At 70.1% G+C, this 18,892-nt stretch carries 15 protein-coding genes; 8 read left to right on the plus strand and 7 right to left on the minus strand.

Annotation, left to right across the window (positions count from 1 at the left end; genetic code table 11):
• Positions 1 to 35: 35 nt before the first annotated feature.
• Entirely contained in the window at positions 36 to 1,199 is a 1,164-nt protein-coding gene (locus AC3A46_RS02200) for a glutamate--cysteine ligase (RefSeq protein ID WP_487663605.1), read from the minus strand.
• A gap of 194 nt (positions 1,200 to 1,393) precedes the next feature.
• Between AC3A46_RS02200 and rpsP the strand changes: the two genes are divergently transcribed.
• From rpsP to AC3A46_RS02220, 4 genes are all read left to right on the plus strand, one after another.
• Positions 1,394 to 1,828 carry a 30S ribosomal protein S16 gene (gene rpsP, locus AC3A46_RS02205; protein ID WP_487663606.1) on the plus strand — a complete coding sequence of 145 codons (435 nt, stop codon included), beginning with the start codon at positions 1,394 to 1,396 and terminating at the stop codon, positions 1,826 to 1,828.
• Positions 1,829 to 1,832: 4 nt separating this feature from the next.
• Positions 1,833 to 2,063 carry an RNA-binding protein gene (locus AC3A46_RS02210; protein ID WP_045276246.1) on the plus strand — a complete coding sequence of 77 codons (231 nt, stop codon included), beginning with the start codon at positions 1,833 to 1,835 and terminating at the stop codon, positions 2,061 to 2,063.
• A 49-nt stretch (positions 2,064 to 2,112) separates the two neighbouring features.
• On the plus strand, positions 2,113 to 2,706 hold the full coding sequence (gene rimM / locus AC3A46_RS02215; protein WP_487663699.1) for a ribosome maturation factor RimM: 594 nt from the start codon (positions 2,113 to 2,115) through the stop codon (positions 2,704 to 2,706).
• Between the two features lie 101 nt (positions 2,707 to 2,807).
• On the plus strand, positions 2,808 to 6,860 hold the full coding sequence (locus AC3A46_RS02220; protein ID WP_487663607.1) for a bifunctional nitrate reductase/sulfite reductase flavoprotein subunit alpha: 4,053 nt from the start codon (positions 2,808 to 2,810) through the stop codon (positions 6,858 to 6,860).
• Between the two features lie 238 nt (positions 6,861 to 7,098).
• On the opposite strand, the gene AC3A46_RS02225 is transcribed toward AC3A46_RS02220, so the two are convergent.
• On the minus strand, positions 7,099 to 8,532 hold the full coding sequence (locus AC3A46_RS02225) for an MFS transporter (RefSeq protein ID WP_487663608.1): 1,434 nt from the start codon (positions 8,530 to 8,532) through the stop codon (positions 7,099 to 7,101).
• A gap of 181 nt (positions 8,533 to 8,713) precedes the next feature.
• Here AC3A46_RS02225 and trmD point away from each other — a divergent pair, with 181 nt between their 5' ends.
• Entirely contained in the window at positions 8,714 to 9,409 is a 696-nt protein-coding gene (gene trmD, locus AC3A46_RS02230; RefSeq protein WP_487663609.1) for a tRNA (guanosine(37)-N1)-methyltransferase TrmD, read from the plus strand.
• Between the two features lie 39 nt (positions 9,410 to 9,448).
• Here the strand turns inward: trmD and AC3A46_RS02235 are convergent, their stop codons facing one another.
• From AC3A46_RS02235 to nirB, 4 genes are read right to left on the minus strand one after another with little or no spacing between them, the layout of a single operon-like run.
• Positions 9,449 to 10,585, minus strand: a complete 1,137-nt coding sequence (locus tag AC3A46_RS02235; protein WP_487663610.1) for a uroporphyrinogen-III synthase — start codon at positions 10,583 to 10,585, stop codon at positions 9,449 to 9,451.
• Positions 10,582 to 11,355 (minus strand): uroporphyrinogen-III C-methyltransferase, encoded by a 774-nt coding sequence (cobA, locus tag AC3A46_RS02240; protein ID WP_487663611.1) that lies wholly within the window; start codon positions 11,353 to 11,355, stop codon positions 10,582 to 10,584. Before cobA ends, AC3A46_RS02235 begins: the two co-directional genes overlap by 4 nt.
• Complete coding sequence (nirD, locus tag AC3A46_RS02245; RefSeq protein ID WP_487663612.1) at positions 11,352 to 11,750, minus strand: nitrite reductase small subunit NirD; 399 nt, start codon at positions 11,748 to 11,750, stop codon at positions 11,352 to 11,354. Before nirD ends, cobA begins: the two co-directional genes overlap by 4 nt.
• Positions 11,747 to 14,326, minus strand: a complete 2,580-nt coding sequence (nirB, locus tag AC3A46_RS02250) for a nitrite reductase large subunit NirB (protein WP_487663613.1) — start codon at positions 14,324 to 14,326, stop codon at positions 11,747 to 11,749. Before nirB ends, nirD begins: the two co-directional genes overlap by 4 nt.
• A 300-nt stretch (positions 14,327 to 14,626) precedes the next feature.
• Here nirB and glgX point away from each other — a divergent pair, with 300 nt between their 5' ends.
• A complete protein-coding gene (gene glgX / locus AC3A46_RS02255; protein ID WP_487663614.1) occupies positions 14,627 to 16,828 on the plus strand; it encodes a glycogen debranching protein GlgX in 2,202 nt (733 codons plus the stop codon).
• Positions 16,829 to 16,851: 23 nt separating this feature from the next.
• On the opposite strand, the gene map is transcribed toward glgX, so the two are convergent.
• Positions 16,852 to 17,634 carry a type I methionyl aminopeptidase gene (gene map / locus AC3A46_RS02260; protein WP_487663615.1) on the minus strand — a complete coding sequence of 261 codons (783 nt, stop codon included), beginning with the start codon at positions 17,632 to 17,634 and terminating at the stop codon, positions 16,852 to 16,854.
• Positions 17,635 to 17,753: 119 nt separating this feature from the next.
• Between map and AC3A46_RS02265 the strand changes: the two genes are divergently transcribed.
• Positions 17,754 to 18,248 carry an MFS transporter permease gene (locus AC3A46_RS02265; RefSeq protein ID WP_487663616.1) on the plus strand — a complete coding sequence of 165 codons (495 nt, stop codon included), beginning with the start codon at positions 17,754 to 17,756 and terminating at the stop codon, positions 18,246 to 18,248.
• Positions 18,249 to 18,414: 166 nt separating this feature from the next.
• Positions 18,415 to 18,765 (plus strand): 50S ribosomal protein L19, encoded by a 351-nt coding sequence (gene rplS / locus AC3A46_RS02270; RefSeq protein WP_487663617.1) that lies wholly within the window; start codon positions 18,415 to 18,417, stop codon positions 18,763 to 18,765.
• Positions 18,766 to 18,892 lie beyond the last annotated feature (127 nt).

Genomic DNA, 18,892 nt, shown 5'->3' on the forward strand with positions numbered 1-18,892 from the left:
CCGCAGCATCCGTGAGCCCACACGGCTGCGCCGGATCAGTGACCGAGCGCAGCGAGATGCTCGCGCAGGGTGGGGCCTGAGCGGAACTCGCCCACGAGGTGACGGACGACCTCACGGAGGTCGCCGTCCGCAGCATCGGCGATCGCGAGCTGACGCGAGTAGCTCGCGCCGTCGCTGAGGATCGTCCGGATCCCTTCGAGCTCACGCGCGCACTTGAGCTCGACGGCGATGCCGTCCACCTCCTCCAGGGTTTCGCGGAGGTGGTCCACGACCGGGCGTTGCGTGCCCAGATGGTCCACGATCACGCGCGCATCGAGGCCGTAGCGGGCAGCACGCCACTTGTTCTCGCGGATGAACCAGGGCTGGATCGTCTCGAGCGGCAGGCCTTCGTCGAGTCTGCGCGAGAAGTGCTCGACCAGCACCTGGACGAGCGCGGCGATCGCGGCGAGCTCCGGCAGTGTCGACATCCCGTCGCACGCACGGACTTCGATCGTGCCCCAGCGCGGAGCGGGGCGGATGTCCCACCGCACCTCCGAGGCGTCCTCCATCACGCCCGTCTTCACCATGTCGTCGAGGTAGCCCTCGAACTCGGTCCAGTCGTGCAGCGGCCAGGGGAGTCCCGCGGTCGGCAGCTGCTGGAAGACGAGGGCGCGGTTCGACGCGTAGCCGGTGCGGTCGCCCGCCCAGAACGGGCTCGACGCCGACAGCGCCTGGAGGTGGGGGAGATAGACGGCGAGGGCGTTGATGATCGGGAACACCTTGTCGACGTCGTCGACGCCGACGTGCACGTGGATGCCCCAGATCATCATGTTGCGGCCCCACCACTGGGTGCGCTCGATGAGCTTGTGGTACCTGGTCTTGTCGGTGACGCTCTGGTCGTACCACTGCGCGAACGGGTGGCTGCCGGCACACAGCAGATCGATGCCGTGGGGGTCGGTGTAGGTGCGCACCTCGGCGATCGCGTCGGCGATGTCGTCGACGGCGGCCGCGACCGTGTCGCCGATCCCGCTGGTCAGCTCGACGGTGTTGGTCAGCAGTTCCCCGGTGACCGTGTAGCGCTCGAGTGTCGAGCGCTCCTCGAGGGCGGCGAGCAGCCCGGGCGCGCCGGGGATGAGGTCTCCGGTGGCGGAGTCGGCGAGCATCAGTTCCCACTCGAGACCGACGGACGATCGGGCGGATGTCGCGAAGGGCACCGTCATGGGCACAGTCTGACACGGGGACTCGCCGGATCCGTTTGGTTCACGGCACAGGAAGACATCTGGCAGAATAGAGGGCTGGATCACCCGCTCGACCCTCTATCCAGCGCGGAGATCCTCCCTCAGAGCTTCCGCCGGGTGTGCACCCCACGCTCCAGGCGACCGGTTCAATCACTTTCCACACATTCAGGAGAATCGTGGCTGTCAAGATTCGTCTCAAGCGCCTCGGCAAGATCCGTGCGCCCTACTACCGCATCGTGGTGGCCGACTCGCGCACCAAGCGCGACGGTCGTGTCATCGAGGAGATCGGCAAGTACCACCCCACCGAGCAGCCCTCGTTCATCGAGGTCGACTCGGAGCGTGCGCAGTACTGGCTGTCCGTCGGCGCCCAGCCGACCGAGCAGGTGCTCGCCATCCTCAAGCTGACCGGCGACTGGGGCCAGTTCAAGGGCGACAAGAACGCGGTCTCGACCGTGAAGACCCGCGAGGACAAGGCCGCTTTCGAGGTCGACGCCTCGAAGAAGTCGGTCGTGAAGCCGAAGGCGGAGAAGAAGGCCGAGGAGCCCGCCGAGGCTCCCGCCGACGAGGCGACCGACGCGGCCGATGAGGCCGCCGCCGAGTCCGCCGAGTAATCCGTTGCTCGCCGCCGCGCTCGAACACGTCGTCAAGGGGATCGTCGATCACCCGGACGACGTCCGCATCGACTCGTCCACGTCGCCGCGAGGCGACGTGCTCGAGGTGCACGTCCACCCCGATGACCGGGGTCGCGTGATCGGGCGCGGCGGCCGCACGGCCAAAGCCCTGCGCACCCTCATCTCTGCCCTCGCCGACGGCCGCCGCGTGCGCGTCGACGTCGCGGACGACTGAGGTGTCCGCCGGCGACACCACGGGATCGGGCGCGGACGCCCGCAAGCCCGTGAACGCAGTTCCCCCCGCGGGCAAGACGCAGCTCCGGGTCGGGCGCCTCGTGAAGGCGCACGGCCTGAAGGGCGCGATCAAGCTCGAGCTGTACACCGACGACCCCGAGGGGCGCTTCGTCCCCGGCGCCACGTTCACGCTTCAGGTTCCCGAGTCGTCGCCGTGGCACGGCAAGCCCCTCACGGTGCGCGAGTTCAAGTGGATGAACAGCCACCCGGTCGCCTTCTTCGAGGGCGTCGACGACCGCGACGCGGCCGAAGGCCTTCTCCGCGCGATCCTCTGGGTCGACGAAGACATCCAGGCCTCTCCCGCCGAGGAGGACGCCTGGTTCGACCACCAGCTCGTCGGCCTCGACGTCGTGCGTGACGGTGAGACCGTCGGCAAGGTCGCACGCGTGGACCACTTCCCCTCGCAGGACCTGCTCATCGTGAAGGTCCGCGACGACGAGGTTCTGGTGCCGTTCGTCAGGGCGATCGTGCCCGAGGTCGACATCGCGGGCGGTCGCGTCATCGTGACGCCGCCCGCAGGACTCTTCGAAGAGATCCCCGACGAAGCCGGCGAGGCTCCTTCCGAGCCCGACTCCGCCGACTGACTCCTCTTCACTGCGAGCGGTCGCTCGGCGTGCGGCAGATGTGATCTGCGGGAAACACGGCGGGAAAGGCCCCGGAATGTCCATCCGGGACCATCGAAGACATGGGCGAAGTGCGCACCGTGTGCTCCTACTGCGGCGTCGGCTGCGGTATCTCGGTGACGACCTCGGACGCCGGGCCGGGGCATCCGCTCGCCATCGCGAAGGTGGCGGGCGACCGCGCGCACCCGACGAACGCCGGGCGGCTGTGCACCAAGGGTGCGACCCACGCCGAGCTCATGCACGCTCCGGGTCGCATGACGACGGCGCACGTCCGGCCGTCCCGCGGTGAGCCCGCGGCGCCCGTTGCGGTGTCTGATGCGGTGACGGATGCTGCGGCCCGCCTCCGCGCGATCCTCGACGAGCACGGTCCCGATGCGATCGCGCTGTACGTGTCGGGGCAGATGAGCATGGAGGCGCAGTACCTCTCGAACAAGCTGGTCAAGGGGTACCTGCGGGGTATCCACATCGAGTCGAACTCGCGGCTGTGCATGGCGTCGGCCGGCACCGGCTACAAGCAGTCGCTGGGTGCGGACGGGCCCCCCGGATCGTACGAGGACTTCGACCGGGCCGACCTCTTCTTCGTGATCGGCTCCAACACCGCCGATTGCCACCCCATCCTTTTCCTGCGCATGGCAGACCGGCTGAAGCAGGGTGCGAAGCTGATCGTGGTCGACCCGCGTCGCACCACCACCGCTGACCGCGCCGACCTGTTCCTGCAGATCCGGCCCGGCACGGACCTCGCGCTGCTGAACGGCCTGCTGCACCTCCTGGTGGCGGCGGGCGACATCGATGAGGAGTTCATCGCCGCCCACACCGAGGGCTGGGAGCACATGGACGAGCTCCTCGCCGAGTACCCGCCGGCACGGGTCGCCGAACTGACCGGACTGGCCGAAGACGACATCCGCACCGCCGCCCGCTGGATCGGCGAGGCCGGCGAGTGGATGACGCTGTGGACGATGGGCCTCAATCAGTCCACGCACGGCACCTGGTCGACGAACGCCATCTGCAACCTCCACCTCGCGACCGGCGCGATCTGCCGGCCCGGAAGCGGGCCGTTCTCGCTGACCGGCCAGCCGAACGCGATGGGCGGGCGCGAGATGGGGTACATGGGGCCGGGGCTGCCCGGCCAGCGCGCGGTGTTCAGCGCCCCCGACCGCGCGTTCGTCGAGGACGTCTGGGGACTGGAGCCGGGGGCGATCCGCGCGGAGTCGGGCTCGGGGACGATCGACATGTTCCGCCGAGCGGCCGACGGCGAGATCAAGGCCGTCTGGATCATCTGCAGCAATCCCGTCGCATCGGTGGCGAACCGCAAGACGGTGATCGAGGCGCTGGAGACCGCTGAGCTCGTCATCGCGCAGGACGTCTACACCGAGACGGCCACCACCGCGTACGCCGACATCCTGCTGCCGGCGACGCTGTGGGTCGAAGCCGATGGTGTGACGGTGAACAGCGACCGCACCCTGACCCTCGTGCGCGACGTGATCGCCGCGCCGGGCGAGGCTCAGCCGGACTGGCTCACGATCTGCCAGATCGCCCGTGCGATGGGCTTCGAGGGATTCGACTTCGCCTCGAGCGCTGAGGTGTTCGATGAGATCCGACGATTCTGGAATCCCCAGACCGGGTGGGATCTGCGCGGCGTGACCTACGACCGCCTGCGCGAGACCCCGGTGCAATGGCCCGCACCGCCGGACGACGCCGCGACGCGGCATCCGATCCGTTACCTCAACGACGGGGTGAGCCAGTCGCTGCACGTCGACGACGACGGCACCGTCCCGCGCCTCGCGTTCGCGACGCCGTCGCGGCGTGCGCAGTTCCTCGCGCGGCCTCACCTGCCACCGGCGGAGCTTCCCGACGACGACTACCCCTGGGTGCTCAACACCGGGCGCCTCCCACACCACTGGCACACACTCACGAAGACCGGCCGGGTCGCCAAGCTCGCGAAGCTGCACCCCGGACCGTTCGTCGAGGTGCACCCGGTCGACGCCGAGCGGCTCGGCATCGCCGAGGGCGACCAGGTCGAGGTCGCCTCGCGCCGCGGCCGCTTCGTCGTGCCCGCGGTGCTCACCGACCGCGTGCAGCCGGGGGGACTGTTCGCGCCGTTCCACTGGAACGACGAGCACGGAGAGTACGTCACCGTCAACGCCGTGACGAGCGACGCGGTGGACCCGCTGTCGGCGCAGCCGGAGTTCAAGTTCGCCGCGGTGACCCTCCGCCGGGTCGGCCCGGCGGTCGGGGGAGCAGGCTCGTCGACCGCATCCGCCGACGAGGCGCTCGCGAGCGCCGGCGTGGCGCTTGCGCCGCCGCAGCTGAGCGATCTGGAGGGCGCCTACCTCGCAGGCTTCCTCTCCACGGTGCGGTCGGCGGTGCTCGCTCCGGACGAGGTGCCGGTGCTGCCTGACGAGGCCCCGCTCGGTGCGCTCGTGCGGGCCTGGTTCGACGGCGTGCTCGCGGGGGCGTTCTCCCGCACGTCGGTCGGGACGGGAACGCCGCGGGCCGAGGGCATCGACGAGGTCGTGGTGCTCTGGGGCTCGCAGACGGGCAACGCCGAGGAGTTCGCGACGGCCGCGACCGCCGCCCTCGGCGCGCGCGGCATCCCCGCGCGTGCACGCAGCATGGCGGAGCTGCGCGCGACGGACCTGACGGCGGTGAAGCGCCTGCTCGTGGTCACCTCCACGTTCGGCGACGGCGGTCCCCCTGACAACGCCGCCGCGCTCTGGCACGAGCTCAACGCAGACGGCGCTCCCGAACTGTCAGGGCTCCGCTACGCGGTGCTCGCGCTCGGCGACTCGAACTACGACGACTTCTGCGGCCACGGTCGGCGGCTCGACAGTCGCCTGGGCGAGCTCGGCGCGACCGCGCTCCTGGAGCGGGTGGACCTCGAGCCCGACGCCGACGAACCGCGCGAGGCGTGGCTGTCCCAGATCCTCGACACCCTGGCCGCGGAAGGGACGACGGGTGCAGCATCCGTCGCCGTCCAGGCTCCGCCGGCGAAGCGCCTGTTCAGCCGGTCCAACCCGGTGCAGGCACCGCTCGTGCGCAACGACCTGCTGAGCGGGCCGGGTTCGCAGAAGGAGGTGCGGCGCATCGCGTTCGACCTCTCGGGCTCGGGCGCGACCTACGAGGCCGGTGACTCACTCGGCGTCGTGTGCGCGAACGCCCCGGCGGTCGTCGCAGAGTGGCTCGACGCGACCGGCATCGCGCCGCTCGAGATCGTGGAGATCGACGGCGAGGAGCGCACCTTCGCCGACGCCCTGCGCACGCGGCTCGACATCACGAAGACGCCCGTCGACCTGGTGCGCTTCATCGCGGAGCGCAGCGGCGACAGCATGCTCGCCGGTCTGCTGCGGCGTGAGAACAAGGGGCGCCTCGAGCAGTTCCTGTGGAGCCAGCAGGCGGTCGACCTCGTGCGCGACTTCCCGGTGCAGGCCACCGCCGCCGACTGGGCCGGCGTGCTCAAGCGACTGCAGCCCCGCCAGTACTCCATCTCGTCGAGCCCCAAGGCCGACCCTGACACCGTGGAGCTGACCGTCTCGGTGGTCCGCTTCGAGACCGACTCCGGACGCGCCCGCGGCGGCGTGTGCTCGACGTTCCTCGCGGACGGCGACGCCCTCGCCGCGCCCGTGTATCTGCAGCGCTCGCCCGCCTTCCGCCCGCCGGCGGCCGGTGACACCCCGATGATCATGATCGGCCCAGGCACCGGGATCGCGCCGTTCCGCGCGTTCCTCCACGACCGCCGCGCCGACGGGCACACCGGCCGCAACTGGCTGTTCTTCGGCGAGCAGCACGCCGCCAGCGACTTCTACTACCGCGACGAGCTCGATGAGATGCGCGAGGACGGGTTCCTCACGCGCCTCGACGTCGCCTTCTCGCGCGACCAGCGGCAGAAGATCTACGTGCAGGACCGCATGATCGAGCACGGCGCCCACCTGTGGCGCTGGCTCCAGGACGACGGCGCACACGTGTACGTGTGCGGTGACGCGATGCGCATGGCCAAGGACGTCGACGCCACGCTGGTCGCCATCGCCCAGCAGCACGGCAAGCTCTCGGAGGAGGCCGCCGCCGAGTACGTCCGCGGCCTCGCCGCCGATGAGCGCTACGTCCGCGACGTCTACTGACGTCGCGCCGTCGCGCCGTCGCGGCATCTCGGGTCGCCGGGTCGCCCCGCCGCGCCCCCTCCGCGTCGTCGCCACACCGACGCGGTCGCCTCCGCTGTGTTCGTCGCCTGTGCACGCGAATCGGCGCGTTTCGCGTGCACAGGTGGCGAACGGACTCCGTCGACGGCGATGCGGACGGACACGCAGAAGAGCGGATGCCTCGGGTCGAGGCATCCGCTCTCCGTCAGAGCAGGTGCGGTCAGATGCGCTGCTTCGCCAGCGACGCCCGGGGGATCACGTACACGAACACCGTGAGCAGCAGGAGCCCCACGTACGCGGCGACGAAGCCGTAGAACGCGGCCTGGTAGCCGCCGGTGGCGAGCTGGGAGGCGTTGAGCACCTGGGGCACGAGGAACCCGCCGTACGCGCCGATCGCCGAGATGAGGCCGAGCGCCGCAGCCGCCTTGCGGATCATCTTCGTGGCCTCCGGCGTGCCGGGCTCGTAGCCCCGCGCCTGCGAGCGCGCGGCGAAGATGCTCGGGATCATGCGGTAGGTGGACCCGTTGCCCATGCCGGTGGCCGCGAACAGCACGAGGAAGCACGCGAGGAAGACGACGAAGTTGTGCATCGGCAGCGTCCAGACCAGAGCGAGCGCGCCGAGCGCCATCACCGAGAAGGCGCACACCGTCACGCGTGCGCCGCCGAAGCGGTCGGCGAGACGGCCGCCGTAGGGGCGCGCGAGCGAGCCGACGAGCGCGCCGAGGAACGCGAGCGAGACCGCCGCCTGGCCGACCTGGAGCGTGGAGAACTCGGGGAACTGGTCGGCGATGAGCTTCGGGAAGACGCTCGCGAACCCGATGAACGAGCCGAAGGTGCCGATGTAGAGCAGCGCCATGACCCACAGGTGCGGTTCGCGCAGTGCCGCGGCGGAGCTGCCGAAGTCCGCCTTCGCCGACGACAGGTTGTCCATGTAGCGCCAGGCGCCGAAGATCGCGAGCAGGATGAGCGGGATCCACATCCAGCCGGCGAGCGAGATGTTGAGGGTCGCGCCGGCGCCGATGGTCACCGCGATCGGCACGGCGAACTGGGCGACCGAGGTGCCGAGGTTGCCGCCGGCGGCGTTCAGACCGAGGGCCCAGCCCTTCTCCTTCTGCGGGAAGAAGTAGGTGATGTTCGCCATCGAGCTCGCGAAGTTGCCGCCGCCGACGCCGCCGAGCGCCGCGACGAGCAGCAGCACGCCGAATGGGGTCTCGGGGTTCGACACGACGATGCCGAGCAGTGTCGCGGGGATCAGCAGCAGCGCCGCCGACACGATCGTCCAGTTGCGGCCACCGAAGATCGCGACCATGAACGTGTACGGGAAGCGCAGGGTCGCGCCGACGAGACTGGGCAGCGAGATGAGCCAGAACGACTCGGAGCTGGTGAGCTGGAAGCCGGCGGCGGGCAGCATCACGACGACGATGCTCCACAGCTGCCAGATGATGAACCCGAGGAACTCGGCGAAGATCGACCAGCCGAGGTTGCGTCTGGCGATGGCGCGGCCGGACGCCGCCCAGAACGCCGGGTTCTCGGCGTTCCAGCCGTCGATCCAGCGGCCGGGGCGATGCGTGAGGGTGACCGGCGCGTCGGCCGGTGCGATGGTGCGGGATGGAGCAGCGGTATCCGTCATCGACGGGGTGTCGGTCGTGGTCATGGCGCCTCCCTGAAGGTGAGCACACACTGGGGGTGAGTGTGTCTCCACGCTAGGAAGGCGGTGTTTCCGCCCGACTGCTCGCGCGGTTACCTCTCCGTCACTTCTCGATCACGGATGCGGTCGCCCGAGGTGGACGCCCTGTCACACGTCGGAAACACGCGGGGCTTCTAGACTCGAAGGCATGCGCGTCGACATCGTCACGATCTTCCCGACGTTCTTCGACGTGCTCGGCGTCTCGCTCATCGGGAAAGCCCGTGACCGCGGCATCCTCGACATGCACGTCCACGATCTGCGGGACTGGACCCACGATCGCCATCGCACCGTCGACGACACCCCGTACGGCGGGGGCGCCGGAATGGTGATGAAGCCCGAGCCGTGGGGCGAGGCGCTCGACGAGGTGCTGAGCGACGACGCGGTGCTGCTGGTGCCGTCGCCGGCCGGCGAGCTGTTCTCGCAGCCGCTGGCCCGGGAGCTCGCCGGCGAGAAGCACCTCGTGTTCGCCTGCGGACGCTACGAGGGGATCGACCAGCGCGTCGTCGACCACTACTCGGCGCGAGGGCGGGTGAGGCTGGTGAGCCTCGGCGACTACGTGCTCAATGGGGGAGAGGTCGCCGCGATGGCCGTGATCGAGGCGGTGTCCCGGCTGATCCCGGGCGTCGTGGGCAACCCCGAGAGCCTCGTCGAGGAGTCGCATGAGCTCGGTCTGCTCGAGTACCCGAGCTACACGAAGCCCGCCGAATGGCGGGGGCTCGACGTGCCTGCGGTCCTGCTCAGCGGCAACCACGGCGCGATCGCCGCGTGGCGGCACGATCAGAGCCTGGAACGCACGCGGGCGCATCGTCCGGACCTGCTGAGCGAGACCGATCCTGCGGCCTGAGGCGGATGCCGTGGCCCCGGCGAGATCGCCGAGGAGGCGTCAGGCGGGTTCGATCACGTTGAGCCGGTAGCCGCGCTTGACGACGGTCTTCACCAGGTCGGGGACGCCCAGGGACTCGCGCAGTCGCGCGACGGCCATCTCGACGGCGTGCGTGTTCTCGCCGGACCGCGGCAGCGCCGCCTGCAGCCGAGGCCGCGACACGACACCGCCCTGCGCGTCGAACAGCGCAGCGACGATGTCGGTGGCGCTGCGCGACAGCGGGATGTGCCGGCCGTCCAGCACGATGCCCGTGCTGCGCAGCTCGAGCCGGCCCGCAGAGGTCGGCAGCGACGCCGCTCCGCCCCCGCCGAAGTGTGTGACGACGGCCCGCACCAGCGAGCCGAGTCGACCCCGCTCTGCGATCAGCGGCTGAAGGCCCGCGTCCTGGAGCGGGCCTGCGGTGATGGGGCCGACGGCGGCCATGAGCAGGCGTCGTTCCGCCTCGCGGTCGACGATCTCGTCGAGCACGCCTTCGTTCCGTGCCGCGGTGATCCACTCGGCGGCGCCGGGGGCGGACGTGAAGAGCACGGCGTCGACCTCGCCCTGTGCCGCGGCGATGACGGAGCGCGAGACCGCGGCGGGGTCCGGGGGAGGACCCCAGCGATACACGGTGAGGCTCACCACGTCGGCGCCCGCGCCCTCGAACAGCTCGTCGAGGCCGTCCGCGCCCGAGCCGTGGTGCTGCACCGCCACGCGCCGGTCGGCGACGCCCTCTGCGAGCAGGTACTCGCCCAGCTCGGCAGAGGTCTCGGACTCCGCCACCCAGTCTGCCGTGAGACCAGCCTGCTGGATCGCACCGCGCGCCTTCGGGCCGCGTGCGACGATCTGGGCGCGGGACAGCGCGGCGTGGAGGTCGTCGAGCAGTCCGGCTTCGTCGGCGGCCTCCATCCAGCCACGGAAGCCCACGCCCGTCGTTGCGACGACCACATCGGGCTGACGCGCGATCAGCTCGCGCGTCGCGGCGATGAGGGCGTCGTCATCGATGTGGGGGACGATCGTCAGCGCGGGCGCGTGGCGCACGTGAGCGCCATGACGCTCGAGCGCAGCGGCCAGCTCGGAGGAGCGACGATCGACGGCGATGACGATCGTGCAGCCGTCGAGTGCGGCCGAGAGGGTGGGGCGTGGGGTGGAGCTCAAAGGACGATGTCACCTGCCAGTTGGGGGTCGGGAAGCAGCAGCCCGGCGCGGGCCACCTCGCCGACCACGATGACGGCGGGGTTGCGCACGCCGGCGAGGCCGGCATCGACGACGACCGACCCCAGGGTACTGCGCGTCGTGCGCTGGTCGCGGTGGTGGCCGCGCTCGACGATGGCGACGGGGCGATCCGCGGGGACGCCGGCGTGGAGGGCGTCCGAGACGATGCGGGGCAGTGCTCCGACTCCCATCAGGATGACCGTCGTCACGCTGTCGTCGCGGAGGGCCGCGAGCGTGGCCTCGGTCACCTCGGACGGTCCGTTCATGATGTGCACCGCTCCCGCGACACCGCGATGGGTGATCGGGATGCCGGCCGCCTGCGGCACAGCGACGGCGCTCGAGATGCCGGGCACGACGTCGACGGGGATGCCGGCCGCCAGGCAGGCCGCCACCTCCTCGCCGCCGCGGCCGAAGACGAAGGGGTCGCCGCCCTTGAGGCGCACGACGCGCTTGCCGGCACGGGCGCGGTCGACGAGGATCTCGTTGATCTCGTCCTGCGGAACCGGGTGGTGGCCGGGAAGCTTGCCCACGTCGATGATCTCCACGTCGGGGCCGACGTGGTCGCGGATGTCGGTCGGACCGAGCCGGTCCATCACGACGACCTCCGCGCGCGTCAGCAGGCGCCACGCGCGCAGGGTGAGCAGGTCGATCGGACCGGGGCCGCCGCCGATGAGGTCGACGCGCCCGACAGCGGTCTTCGCGCGCCCCGTCATCGCTCGCCCTCCCAGCGGACCAGGACATGCCCGTCGTCGATGGTCACCGGCCAGACGTGCAGGTTCTTGGGCTCCTTGCCCTGCGTGTCGAGGCAGACGCCGGTGCGCAGATCGAAGACCTGCTTGTACATCGGCGAGGCGACCGTGGGGACGTCCTGGCGGGTGCCGACGATGCCGCGCGAGATGACGTGGGCGTGGCTGTAGGGGTCGAGGTTCGAGACGGCGTGCACGCGGCCCGTCGAGCCGTCGGGCCCGTGGAGCAGGAACAGCGCGATCTGCGTTCCCCCGAGGAGGGCGGCGCGCCCGCGCTCGATCTCGAGGTCGTCGAGCGCGCATACGCGCACCCAGCCGTCGGGAGCGGTGTACTCGGCCGTCTGCGGGTCGACGAGGGTCATCGGCGCACCTCCAGGGTCGTTCCGGCGATGAGCACGCGCGAGTCGGCGCGCTCTTGCTCGGTGGCGGGTCGGGGCTGGCCACGCTCGGCGGTGTAGGCCAGCGAGGGGTCGGGCGTCGTCGGGGCGTTGACGAACGACGCGAACCGGCGCAGCTTCTCGGGATCCTCGAGGGTCGCCTTCCACTCGTCCTCGTACGAGTCGAGGTGGGCCGCCATCGCGGCGTCGAGGTCGGCGCAGATGCCGAGGCTGTCGTCGAAGATGACCTCGCGGAGGCCCTCGATCCCGCCGTCCAGGTCCTCGAACCACGGCGCGGTCCGCTGCAGGCGGTCGGCGGTGAAGATGTAGTACATCAGGAAGCGGTCGATCGCCGTGAGGAGCTCGTCGTCGTTGAGCCCCTCGGCGAGCAGCACGGCGTGGCGGGGCGTGAAGCCGCCGTTGCCGCCGACGTACATGTTCCAGCCCGCCTCGGTGGCGATCACGCCCACGTCCTTGCCGCGCGCTTCCGCGCACTCGCGCGCGCAGCCGGAGACGCCGAGCTTGATCTTGTGCGGGGAGCGCAGACCGCGGTAGCGCAGCTCGAGCTGCACCGCCATGCCGACCGAGTCCTGGACACCGTAACGGCACCACGTCGAGCCGACGCACGACTTCACGGTGCGCAGGGACTTGCCGTACGCGTGGCCGGATTCGAAGCCCGCGTCCACCAGCTGCTTCCAGATCTCGGGAAGCTGCTCGAGGCGCGCACCGAACATGTCGATCCGCTGTCCGCCGGTGATCTTCGTGTAGAGGCCGAAGTCCTTCGCGACCTGGCCGATGACCAGAAGTCCCTCCGGAGTGATCTCGCCGCCGGGGATGCGGGGGACCACCGAGTAGCTGCCGTCCTTCTGCAGGTTGGCCATGACGTGGTCGTTGGTGTCCTGCAGGGTGGCGTTCTCGCCCTCCAGCACGTGCCCGCGAACGAGCGTCGACAGGATGCTGGCGAGCGCAGGCTTGCAGATGTCGCAGCCGCGGCCGGACCCGAAGCGCTCGATGACGGCGCTGAAGGTCGTGAGCCCTGACACGCGCACCGCGTCGAAGAGCTGGCGACGCGACATGTCGAAGTGCTCGCAGATCGCGTTGCTGAGTGCAGCGCCCGACTTGGCGAGCTCGGTGCCGACGATCTTCTTGACCATCATCACGCACGAGCCGCATGCCGCCCCGGCCTTGGTGCAGGACTTGATGGCCGCGACATCCGTGCAGCCCTCCTCGTGCACCGCGTGACGGATCGCGCCCGCCGTGACGCTGTTGCACGAGCACACGAGCGCCTCGTCGGGGAGGTCGCCGGTGGGCGCGGCGACGCCGCCCTCGGGCATGAGGTAGGCGGCGGGGTCGCCGCCGAGCGCCCCGCCGACGAGCGGACGCAACGAGCCGTAGGCCGACGCATCGCCCACGAGGATGCCGCCGAGCAGCGTCTTCGCGTCGTCCGACAGCACGAGCTTCTTGTAGACGCCGGCCACCGGGTCGGCGTACGTGACGTCGAGCGCGCCGGGCGTCTCGGCGAAGGCGTCGCCGAAGCTGGCGACGTCGACGCCCGACAGCTTGAGCTTTGTCGACAGGTCGTAGCCGGGGAACGATGCGTCGCCCCCGAGCAGTCGGGTGGCGGCGACTTCTGCCATCGCATAGCCCGGCGCGACCAGCCCCACGCACATGCCGTCGTAGTTGGCGACCTCGCCGATTGCCAGCACACGGGGATCGGAGGTCTGGCAGCCGGCGTCGATCAGCACGCCGCCGCGGGGGTGCACGTCGAGGCCGGCGCCCCGCGCCAGCTCGTCGCGCGGGCGCACGCCGACCGTGAAGACCACGACGTCGGTGCGCGCGTACGTGCCGTCGCGGAACTCGAGGCCTGTCACCTGCCCCGAGCGATCGGGGTCGAGACGGGTGGTGACGGCTTCGGTCTTCACGGCGATCCCGCGCGACTCGATGAGTCGACGCAGGGCGTTGCCTGCGGGAAGGTCGAGCTGCGCCGACATGAGCCGGTCGGAGGACTGCACCACGGTGCAGTCGACGTCGAGTCCCTGGAGGGCGCCTGCGGCCTCGAGTCCGAGGAGTCCGCCGCCGATCACCGTGCCGACGAGGGGCCTTCCGAGCTCCGCCGAGCGGCGCTGGACGAACTCCTCGAGCTTCTCGACGTCGTCGAGCGTGCGATAGACGAAGCAGCCTTCGAGACCGAAGCCGTCGACCGCGAGGCGAGCGGCGTAGGAGCCTGTCGCGAGGATCAGCCGGTCGTAGGCGAGGCTCGTGCCGCTGCGGGTCGTCACACGTCGTGCCGCGCGGTCGATGCGGGTGACGGCCTCGCCGCGGAGGAACCGCACGCGCTCGTCGTCGAGCACCGCGCGCTCGAGCTCGAGGTCCTCGGCCGAGGCACCGGCGAAGAACCCGGTGAGGCCGACGCGGTCGTAGGGGTGACGCTCCTCTTCGCCGATGAGCGTGATGCGCCACTCTTCGCCTGCCCGGCTGAGCAGGCTCTCGACGAAGCGGTGCGCGACCATGCCCGCGCCGACGATCACCACGTGGGTGCCGAGGGCAGGGGTCTCGCTCATGTCGTCACCGTACGCCGGTGATGTTGCAGCAGCGTCAGCGTCATGTTTCCGGCTGTTGACACGGTCGCGGTGGGCCATGGCTCCTCCTCGGGGGGCAGACGTCTCGGTGACGCTGACGCTACGAGCACGGTGTTTCACCCCCGGACCACGGGCGGTTACCCCGAGCGAACGTTTCGGTCACACCGGCCGGCCCGCAGAAGTGAGAAGAGCGGAAACGGATGCCGCGACCCGAAGGCCTGCGCGCGGTTGCGCGAAGCTGCTCCGATAGGGTGAAGCGACCCGACCGCGAGGAGAAGATTCGTGCACACTTGGCCGGGATCGGCTTATCCACTCGGAGCGACGTTCGACGGCAGCGGCACGAACTTCGCGCTGTTCAGCGAGGGCGCCGAGCGCGTCGAGCTCTGCCTGTTCGGCGAACGCGGTGCAGAGACGCGCCTCGACCTCGTGGAGGTCGACGCGTTCGTATGGCACACGTATGTGCCGAACGTCCAGCCCGGCCAGCGCTACGGCTATCGCGTCCACGGCCCGTACGATCCCGCGAACGGCTTGCGCTTCAATCCGGCCAAGCTGCTCCTCGACCCCTACGCGAAGGCCGTCGAAGGCGCGGTCACGTGGGGACAATCGGTCTACGGCTACACGTTCGGGGATCCCGACTCGCGCAACGACGAGGACTCCGCCGCCGACATGATCAAGGGCGTCGTCGTCAATCCCTTCTTCGACTGGGCGGGCGACCGCCGGCCCGGCACTCCGTACTCCGAGACGCTCATCTACGAGGCGCACGTCCGCGGACTCACCGAGCGCCATCCCGCGATCCCGGAGGACATGCGCGGCACGTACAGCGCCGTCGCGCACCCGGCGATCATCGAGCACCTCACGAAGCTCGGGGTGACGGCGATCGAGCTCATGCCGGTGCACCAGTTCGTCGACGACGCGGTGCTGGAGGAGAAGGGGCTCTCCAACTACTGGGGCTACAACTCCATCTCGTACTTCGCCCCGCACAACCGCTACGCCGCGACCGGCGACCGTGGTCAGCAGGTGCAGGAGTTCAAGGGGATGGTGCGCGCGCTGCACGCGGCGGGCATCGAGGTCATCCTCGACGTCGTGTACAACCACACGGCCGAGGGCAATCACCTCGGGCCGACCTTGTCGATGCGGGGCATCGACAACGCCGCGTACTACAAGCTCGACGACGACAAGCGGTTCTACACCGACTACACGGGCACCGGCAACAGCCTCAACGTGCGCAATCCGCACTCGCTCCAGCTCCTCATGGACTCGCTGCGGTACTGGGTGCTCGAGATGCACGTCGACGGCTTCCGCTTCGACCTCGCCTCCGCGCTCGCGCGCGAGTTCTACGACGTCGACCGCCTGTCGACCTTCTTCGAACTGGTCCAGCAGGATCCGGTGGTGTCGCAGGTGAAGCTCATCGCCGAGCCGTGGGACGTCGGTCCCGGCGGCTACCAGGTGGGCAACTTCCCGCCCCAGTGGACCGAGTGGAACGGCAAGTACCGCGACACCGTCCGCGACTTCTGGCGCGGTGAGCCGCAGGCGCTCGGCGAGTTCGCCTCGCGGCTCACCGGGTCGAGCGACCTCTACGAGCACTCCGGGCGGCGGCCCGTGGCATCCGTCAATTTCGTCACTGCCCACGACGGTTTCACGCTGCGCGATCTCGTGTCGTACAACGAGAAGCACAACGAGGCCAACGGCGAGGACGGCCGCGACGGCGCCGACGACAACCGCTCCGACAACTTCGGCGTCGAGGGCCCCACCGACGACCCCGCGGTGCTGACCATGCGCGCCCGTCAGCAGCGCAACTTCATCGCGACGCTCATGCTCAGCCAGGGCGTGCCCATGCTGCTGCACGGCGACGAGCTCGGTCGCACGCAGCAGGGCAACAACAACGGCTATGCGCAGGACAACGAGACCACGTGGATCGATTGGGATGCTGCGGACCGCCCGCTGCTCGAATTCACCGCGGCGATGAGCCGGCTGCGGCGCGACCACCCCACCTTCCGCCGTCGCCGGTTCTTCGAGGGCCGGCCGGTGCGCCGCGACGCGGGCGTTCCGATTCAGGACATCGCCTGGCTGCGCCCCGATGGGAGTCTCATGCAGCCGGACGACTGGGAGTCCGGCTTCGGACGTGCGGTCGGCGTGTTCCTCAACGGTCAGGGCATCCGCGAGAAGGACCGGCGCGGCGATCCGATCCGCGACCGCCACTTCATCGTCCTCTTCAACGCCGGCGACGACATCATCGACTTCCGCATCCCGGTGGTCGAGTTCAGCCCCGACTGGGAGGTCGTCATCGACACGGCGGGCGAGCGCGCAGACTCGGCGCTCATCGAGCCGGGAGACACCCTGCGCCTCGCGGCGAAGTCGCTCATCGTTCTGAGCGAGCACCCGCGGGTCGAGCGTGAGGTCGATCACTCGGTGGCCGCATCGCTCGCCGCACTCGCCGGCGCCGGGACGCCCGCGCACGCCCCCCGCGCGGAGCTGCGCACCTGACCGGACCGGTCAGGTGCACGGAGTCAGGCGACGCCGAGCCAGGACCGGTCGGTGAGCACGACGGGGCCGTCCTCGGTGATCGCGACGGTGTGCTCGGCGTGGGCGCCACGGGAGCCGTCGACCGAGCGCAGCGTCCAGCCGTCGGGGTCGGTCACGAGCTCGTCGGTGGTCTGCAGGAACCACGGTTCGAGGGCGACCACGAGACCCGCGCGGAGCGGGTAGCCACGCCCGGCCTTGCCGTCGTTGGGCACGTGCGGGTCGCCGTGCATGATCCTGCCGACGCCGTGGCCGCCGAAGTCGGTGTTGATCGCATAGCCGTCGGCGTGGGCCACCGCGGCGATCGACGCCGAGATGTCGCCGATGCGGTTGCCCACCGTCGCCGCGCCGATGGCCGCGGCCAGTGCACGCTCGGTGGTGTCGATGAGCGCCAGGTCCTCGTCGCGCGGGGATCCCACGACGAACGAGACCGCGGAGTCGGCCACCCACCCGTCCACCGAGACCGCGAAGTCGAGCGACACGAGGTCGCCGTCGCGCAGTGCGTAGTCGAAGGGGAGTCCGTGCAGCACGGCGTCGTTCACCGAGGTGCAGATGACCTTCCCGAAGGGACGGGCGCCGAACGACGGGTGGTAGTCGATGTAGCACGACTCGGCGCCCGCTCTGCGGATGAGGTCGTGCGCGCGCCGGTCGATCGCGAGGAGGTTCGTGCCCACTTTGGTCTCGTCGCGCAGCGTCGCGAGCGTCTCGGCGACGAATCGCCCTGCGGGCTTCATCGCCTCGATCTCGGCAGGCGTGCGCAACTCGATCATGTGGGGGATCCTCTCGTTCCCCTCCATTCTGTCTGACCCGTACGCGCGGGGCTGGGAGGATGCTCCGCGGCGCGCGGAAGCGGACCACGGCGGTCGTGCGCGGGCGTAGCATCGGTGGCATGTGGCTGCGTCGTGCATTCTTCGGCTGGCTGATCCCGGCGGCCTTCCTCTTGCCGCTGTGGCTCCTGGTCGGATGGGCCGTGTTCAACACGGGCGGCTGGGCGTTCCTCTGGGTGCTGTTCCTCGCCATACCGGGCGTCTTCCTGTGGCAGCTGCTCCTCACCGTGCTGGTGCGGGCGCGCGGGACGGTGCGGGCTCATCGCGCCGTCTCCTGGTGGGACGTGCTCGGGTTCACCGTGTGGCACCTGCTCGTCATCTCGCTCGGCTTCTTCGCCGAGGCGTGGTGGGCGCCCGTCATGGTGGTGGCGATCCTCGTCGGCGTCGGCCTCTTCTGGCTCGAGCTGTGGCAGCTGTGGAGCGAGGCGCGGCCCTCGCGATTCGTCCTGCACACCTCCGAAGGGCTTGCGTACATCCCCGCGGAGACCGATGCGCCCGAGGCTGCTCCGCGCGAAGTCATCGTCATCTCCGAGAAGCGGACTCCGCCCGGGAGCTGACGCGGTTTGGCCGGGTGCGCCATCCATGGCAGAATGGCTGTTTGTGCCCTGACCGGTTCTGCCTCAGGGGAACCAGCTGTACGGCGTCAGCCGGAGGCCTGCGGCACACCCAGTCCTTACTATCCTTCCCGCGATCGACCTGTGGCGGTCGCAGAGAGAGACGATCATGCAGATCCTCGACGCCGTCGACGCGGCTTCGCTCCGCTCCGACATCCCCGCCTTCAACGCCGGCGACACCGTGAAGGTGCACGTCAACATCACCGAGGGCAACCGCTCGCGTATCCAGGTCTTCCAGGGCGTCGTCATCGGCCGCCAGGGCGACGGGGTGCGCGAGACCTTCACGGTCCGCAAGATCAGCTTCCAGGTCGGCGTCGAGCGCACCTTCCCGGTGCACTCCCCGGTCATCGACCACATCGAGGTCGTGACGCGTGGTGACGTGCGTCGCGCGAAGCTCTACTACCTGCGCAACCTCCGTGGCAAGAAGGCCAAGATCAAGGAGAAGCGCGAGAGCAACTGACGCTCTCCCCGCAGCGCTGACACGAAGCCCCGGACCGGAAGGTCCGGGGCTTCGTCCGTTCTCCGGAAGGACCGGAGTGTGCGACCCTTGAAGGCGGGTCGCCGCGACCGTCGGCACCCGTGAAGGA

The organism is Microbacterium sp. Soil_C_42 (genome assembly GCF_057656735.1).

What these genes read in the sequence shown, in the direction of transcription:
- AC3A46_RS02200 (WP_487663605.1), bottom strand. Translation starts at nt 1,199, where the DNA reads ATGACGGTGCCCTTCGCGACATCCGCCCGATCGTCCGTCGGTCTCGAG.
- nirD (WP_487663612.1), bottom strand. Translation starts at nt 11,750, where the DNA reads ATGACCCTCGTCGACCCGCAGACGGCCGAGTACACCGCTCCCGACGGC.
- AC3A46_RS02265 (WP_487663616.1), top strand. Translation starts at nt 17,754, where the DNA reads ATGTGGCTGCGTCGTGCATTCTTCGGCTGGCTGATCCCGGCGGCCTTC.
- nirB (WP_487663613.1), bottom strand. Translation starts at nt 14,326, where the DNA reads ATGAGCGAGACCCCTGCCCTCGGCACCCACGTGGTGATCGTCGGCGCG.
- map (WP_487663615.1), bottom strand. Translation starts at nt 17,634, where the DNA reads ATGATCGAGTTGCGCACGCCTGCCGAGATCGAGGCGATGAAGCCCGCA.
- rplS (WP_487663617.1), top strand. Translation starts at nt 18,415, where the DNA reads ATGCAGATCCTCGACGCCGTCGACGCGGCTTCGCTCCGCTCCGACATC.
- trmD (WP_487663609.1), top strand. Translation starts at nt 8,714, where the DNA reads ATGCGCGTCGACATCGTCACGATCTTCCCGACGTTCTTCGACGTGCTC.
- AC3A46_RS02220 (WP_487663607.1), top strand. Translation starts at nt 2,808, where the DNA reads ATGGGCGAAGTGCGCACCGTGTGCTCCTACTGCGGCGTCGGCTGCGGT.
- cobA (WP_487663611.1), bottom strand. Translation starts at nt 11,355, where the DNA reads ATGACGGGGCGCGCGAAGACCGCTGTCGGGCGCGTCGACCTCATCGGC.
- AC3A46_RS02225 (WP_487663608.1), bottom strand. Translation starts at nt 8,532, where the DNA reads ATGACCACGACCGACACCCCGTCGATGACGGATACCGCTGCTCCATCC.